At 35.0% G+C, this 6,503-nt stretch carries 3 protein-coding genes; all 3 read right to left on the reverse strand.

Annotated features, from left to right (window positions below; translation table 11 throughout):
• A partial coding sequence (locus tag PVV59_RS09010; protein WP_273755773.1) for a hypothetical protein occupies positions 1–779 on the reverse strand: 779 nt, incomplete at its 3' end.
• Positions 780–2,204: 1,425 nt separating this feature from the next.
• Positions 2,205–2,375, reverse strand: a complete 171-nt coding sequence (locus PVV59_RS09015; protein WP_273755774.1) for a hypothetical protein — start codon at positions 2,373–2,375, stop codon at positions 2,205–2,207.
• Positions 2,376–2,477: 102 nt separating this feature from the next.
• Positions 2,478–6,503: type ISP restriction/modification enzyme (locus PVV59_RS09020; protein ID WP_273755775.1), on the reverse strand; the 4,026-nt coding region annotated here is incomplete at its 5' end.

A 6,503-nucleotide genomic window follows, 5' to 3' on the forward strand; every position in this document is an offset into this window, starting at 1 on the left:
TTATTGGAAACCCGCGCACCACCATAGACCTTGCCATAAACCTTAGCATTGTCACAAACACAGCCCCTATCATAAACATGGGCATAACAAGTCACTATAGCATTCCCATAAACTTTAGCGTCTCTATTGACCATAGCACCGCCACAAACATGGGCATTATCGCAAACCCTAGCATTGTCAAAAACTATAGCATCTTCATAAACATGGGCATTATCATAAACTTGAGAACTTCCTAGCACACGTGCTTTGTCATAAACCTCAGCATTGCCATAAATTCTAGTCTTATCAAGAAACTTGCCATAAATAGTGTCATAAATTTTTGCATTGCCATACACTTTAGCATGTCCAAAAATATCCCCATAAATCAATGCGTTCTCATAGACTTGCGCATTGCCATAAACCTCAGCTCTAATATGCACGCTAGCATTGCCATAAACTCTTGCATTTTCATAAATTTTAGCAGAGCCAGTAATTTTTGCATTATCCAAAACATGGGCATTATCGAAAACCCGCGCATCCCCATAAACCATGGCATTGCCACCGACCCAGCAATTGCCATTATCAGCTAAATTTGCCACCTTGTGTATAAAGCCACCGAGGTCCCCCGCCTTTACATTGGAAAAATCCCTTAAAGCACGAATGCGATAAAGAGTATAATCACCTACTTCAATTGTTTCGTCTGTAAATTCGTATTTTTTTGCAGGCTCTTGTTTATTATTAGATGCGGTTTCATTTGAAATGGAAGAGATAACGGGGGTGTTTTGTGAGATATTTGTCATAACTAAATCCTAACTGTAAAAAGTTTTGAAATTGACAACCCTATAAGGGCGCCGGGTGCTCAAAACACGGCAGTTAGTCCGTTGCTATGCTTTCCCCATAAAAGGGTATTGTATAACATAGCTACACCCGACAAAATCACTCTATATGCTTTTTATAGCACAAAAGATAGTCAGTTTTTATAATAGGATTAGGTTTATCGTAACCTCTCCGCTAACTGTAAGTGTTTTGATCACTTGATTATTTATATAACAAAATACGTATTTATTGTCAATTATTATTTTATCTTTTTTGATATTTTTTAAATGCATTATGTATATATATTTGTCATATGCTTATCAAGCGCTTCTTTTGTATTATATGATTTTAAAGCTATATTATGAGCTTTCTTAAACGATTGCGTTATTTTTTGAATCTATACATTTATAATATTTAAAAACGCTCTGATAATGCGTATTTTTAACTTTATAACGTATCTATTTTTTCACTAAATGGTTTTTAAATTTTTTGTGAATTTTGTTTATAAGGGTGTTTAATTTAAACGACCTTAATAGACACCGCTCTCTTATAAAAAATACATTCATTTGCAATGTAATTATGAAAGCCTGCTGTTTTTATGCATTTTCTATAGCTGTTATCTTCTTTATAGCCATGGCATTATTTTTCATTTTCAAATGATAATTGCGATTTATAGTCTGTTATGAAAACATCTAAAGAGAGATTGATAACTATAGAGATTAGCAAAATCCCTTTTAATAGACTTTTGTTAGTCTTGTCAGTTTAGTCAGTTGTTTCTAGACCCTAGAGTATTTTTTTAAATGAGAGTAAATTAAAAACATTATTTTTCAATAGGTTAGTATTTTAATGATACAACCCTTATTAAGATGCCCCATAAATTCAATCAAAAATATATAAAAAATATATATTTGTCAGTTTGTGTCAGTAAATTGAACTGACAAAAATGATTATTTTAGTGAGTGATTAAAACGTGCTTTATGAAAAGCATATGAAAATGAAAACTGATTACGTTATCAAAATCCCTTTAATGAATTTTTATCAGTTCACTTAAATGGATAAATTTATAATTTTAGAGAATGATTAAACCACGTCTTAAAAAAGCATGTGATCCTTTAAAGCCTTTCAAAAGACAGTTTATAATCATAAGAAATGCTATCAAGATCATTATGGTTATAGTTTAGGGGGGTTAGGGGGTTTTGGGTGTTCTTTTTACACCCCCTTTTATATATTTTTTAGTCAAAAATAAAAGTTATTATATTTCAATAAGTTAATGTTTCAAATAAACAACCTGTATTAAATACAACATACAAATACAATCTTTAATATATATTTAAGAGGGTTTTGTAGGTGTTTTGGGGGTTTTAAAAACAGACAAAACCTATAAGCAAAATGAAGATATAAAACTCTCTTTAAAGAGGTTTTTTGAAAGCTATAAAGCTATCATTTGAGATTACGGTATAATCTCTTAAGGCAATCCAAAAGAAGCCTATTCTATTTAAGAGTGGATTTCTTATAAGTCTTAAAGCAATCCAAATGACAGTGTTTAAAAGTGCAAATGATTTCTTTTTAGAATAACGCATATAAACACTCCTTTTAAGATTATAGGTAATCAACTTACAAGAGAGGTATAGATTATAGCTACAAGGCTCTATACCCCTTATGAGTTATAAGGTCTTATAAGCTTATTCAGTTTCTTTAATTTCTAGTTTTGGTAAGTTCTTAACAATTTTCATTGTCTCCAAACTTACAGTAATAACCCTTTGGAATAACTCCAATGGATAAGCAGGGTTACCCATTGTCTCAATAGCATAGCGATTAGCATCATTAACAATGCCACTCTTTTTATCTGTTTTCACGCATTGACGCCCCATAACCCATTCAAGAGCGGGTCTACCATTAACGATATACTCATAAGCTTCAAGAGGAATATCTGTTATGATGATGTTGCTGTTATAAATAACAGTGGATTTATCCTTTTCCTTGCTATTTTTAATTTTTGCGAAATTCATTTTATTCACGTAATAGAATTCTTTAGGATTAGAGATATCAGTCTGTTTTGGATTGCCTTTTTTAAATGTGACTGGATAAGGTTCCACATCTTCATAATTTACGTGCAAATGCCCCAGTTCACGTCCTGCTGTTACAAATTTTCCAAAGTCTTCAGCAGTTTTTACGCAAGGGATACGAGGCAACTCTTTACATAAATTATCAGCATAGCGAGCGCGATAATCTTCTGAATGTAAAATTCCATAAACATAATAAAAGATATCTTCTTTTGTTATAGCCTCATTCGGATAAGCAGACTGAAACTTCAGTAATCCAGCATCTGTAATACCATCACAAACTTTTCTTTTTACTTCTGTAGCAAACAGACTATGATCATGATGTTTTTCTTCATTACAATGAAGTGTAAGCGGATAACATCTTGCTGTTTCTAATGTAGCATAGTTAATTGGTTTATTTGTCATAAGACATGAAAAATCTGATCGATTGCCTATTCCTGTAACACAAATTCCAAGATTATCAGACAAATCTGGATTAAAAAACTGATGTGTTTGTCCTAGCATGTCATTAAGGAATGGTGATGTATAATGCCACATTTTTACAAATGGGCTATAAAGGGTAGGAACTATTAGATGAGGTTCAAAAATTGCATCATTTCCCCGTTTTAAACGAGAGATAAGAATATCCGTCCAACTAATTTGGGTAACGTCATAATCAATGATCCCTTTGATAGGAATAGACGGCTTTTCAGTAACGAGATGTTTCTGTTCATTAAAAAATTTAATTGTTTTTTGAACAGATATCTCTAATTCACTACTAGAAAAATTACAAACCCAAGCATCACGAGTTGATTTTATACCAAGAGATACTTCTTTAAAGATTTTAGCATCTATTGGGATATTTTTATCTCCCATGGGTATGAACTGATCAAAATCAGCATCTCTTTGCTTTATCCAATCGCCATGTTTATCTGGTGCAATTATTTGCCAACCTTGTTCACTACGTGTAATTCCATCAATACTACCAAGGGATTCAATTATCGTAAGCTTTTCTTTTTTTGTGAGATAATCCCCAATATCACGAAAATATATCTTACCACGCTGTTCAGATTCTGGATTTTTTACGAGAATAGAAATCGCTATAGGGGCACGAGAACCTTCGCCAAAGATTTTACCCCCTTCTTTTCGAGAAACTTCCCCAGATGTTCGTTGATTTCCCCGTAAATGGAAAATATAAAGGCTCGAAAATTCCTCAACGAGGCATTTGCGTAAACCGTCCATAGAACTTCCGTTGACAAAACTTGCATTGGTAACAAAGCCAATAATACCACGGTCTTTTATACGGTCACTAGCCCAACAAATGGCACGTATATAACTATCATAAAGTTTGTTTCGATTTATTATTTTTGTTGATCTTGATATATATTTTTCACGAATACGGTCATCTAATATGGGATAAGATGTGTTCGGATTATTATCATTGGCGCTCTTTTGTCCAAAAGAATAAGGGGGATTGCCAAAGATAACTTTGATATCCAGATTTTTCTGATGTTCCAAATATTCGCTGTTTTCTTTAAATAATTTTTGTAGCAGATTTTTCTCTTCAAGCATCCGAAACGTATCGGTCAAACCAATATGTTTGAAAGGAATATATTCACCTTTCATAAGACTATGATAAGTCGATTCAATGTTAATGGCTGCTATGTAATAAGCTAAGAGAACAATCTCATTAGCGTGAATATCATGACGGAATTTATATTCCATATCCTCTGGTTTGATGAGATTTGATTGTAATAACCGTGTGATAAAGGTACCAGTACCCGTAAAAGGGTCAAGAATAGAAACACCACGTGATCCTAGGCTTTTTCCAAATTCATTGCGTAACACTTCATCAACAGAATGAATGATAAAATCCACAACCTCAACGGGGGTATAAACAATCCCAAGCCTATCGGTGGTTTTCTTAAATGCCTTGGCAAAAAAATCTTCATATAGCTTGATAATAAGGTTCTGTCTTGCTTGGGGTTCGGTAATTCCAGAGGCACGGAATTTTACGCTGTTATAAAATTTTTGTAATTCCTTTGATTCTTGCTGGATATTGGTTTTATCCAACTCAGCTAAGATCTTTTCCATCGCTTGCGAGATACTATTGTTCTGGACAAACTTATTGCCTTCAAATAAAGCTTCAAACACGGGACGCGTCACAAGATGTTGTCCTAACATCTCAAGCGCTTCCTCTTGGGTAATACTGTCGTTTAAATTACTCTTTAACTCCTTATGAAAGCTCTCAAAAGCATAATAGGCTTTACTGGTTTTATCAGAAAGGATATCTTTAAGACGATTAATGTGGTTTTGAGCAATCTCCGCAACATTGTTCGCCCAGATGCCCCAATAATCCGCAAGGGTCGATTTTTTAATCAGAAGGGTTCTGAGAGCATTAGGAAACGCCATCACAAAGTTAAAACGTTCTTGACCATTATGGGGGGTAAGCGATTTTCGCAGTGGATAGACATTCCCCGCACTCGCACTTTCTGGTTTTGCGTGAAGGGGGATATCATCAACAACCGTTGTGACATTCTTTAAGTCACTATTTTGAGAAACCGTAACAATATCTATGATAGAACTTACATCTTGCCCTAAATTCATTTGGTTAAGGGTTTTGCTAAAGTTCTCATCATGAGAAAGCAAAGCACTGAGAACTTGCCAAACAACACTGTACTTTTTATTGTTCCTTAAAGCTTGTTCGGGGGGAATACCAGCTGGTACGCCAACGGGTAAAATGATATAGCCTCTTTTCTTACCCCGTGCGCGACGCATCACACGCCCCACCGCCTGTATCACATCCACTTGGCTTTTGCGCGGGTGTAAAAACATTACCGCATCGAGAGTAGGAACATCTACACCTTCAGAAAGACAGCGTACATTGGTAAGTACACGACAAGTATTTTCCCCCGCATTCTCTTCAAGCCAATCAAGTTTTCTTGTACGCTCTTTGGCACCATCCTTGCCATCAATATGATCTACTTGACAGATAAGAGGGGGCGTATCGGGGTGGTTCTTATAAAGTCTCTTGAAAATCCTCTTAACACCTTTCCCATGAAAGGTATCACGGATACGTTTAGAGGTTTGGATATCTTTACAAAAAGCCAAAGCCCGACGCATGGGGCTCGTATCATCTCCAAGATCAACCTTGATATCCATTTTGGTCAAAGCTTGATAACAACCAACAATCTTTGTTCTGTCATCAAGAATAAGTTCATAATCTTTACTGGTAGTTGGCATCTCCATACTTTTACTGATTTCCCCCTCATCAACACCCAAAACAATAATCTTATAAGGGGTTAAAAGTTCATTCTTAACGGCATCAGTAAAACTATAGGTATAAAGAACTTTTCCATAAATACTTTCATCATCCATAGATGCTAGAACGGCATTTACCTCATCCGCACGCTTTTTAGCTGTATCACTAAAGATACGAGGTGTTGCTGTCATATACAGACGTTTGTTCCCTTGAATAACGCTGTTGTTGTGAACCTTAACAAACTCAGATTCATTCTCATCGCTTCCTAATGTTGCCCCCGTGGTCCTATGGGCTTCATCACAAATAATGAAATCAAATGCCGCTAATCCATGATCCTTTTGAGCATCAGCAATCACTTGAATGGATTGATAGGTCGCAAAAATAACAACCATAGCATGGGGAGA

This window comes from Bartonella sp. MM73XJBT.G, assembly GCF_028618435.1.
Classification (GTDB): Bacteria; Pseudomonadota; Alphaproteobacteria; order Rhizobiales; family Rhizobiaceae; genus Bartonella.

Excerpts from the sequence above, each read along its gene's own strand:
- PVV59_RS09015 (WP_273755774.1), bottom strand. The coding sequence starts at position 2,375 with ATGCGTTATTCTAAAAAGAAATCATTTGCACTTTTAAACACTGTCATT.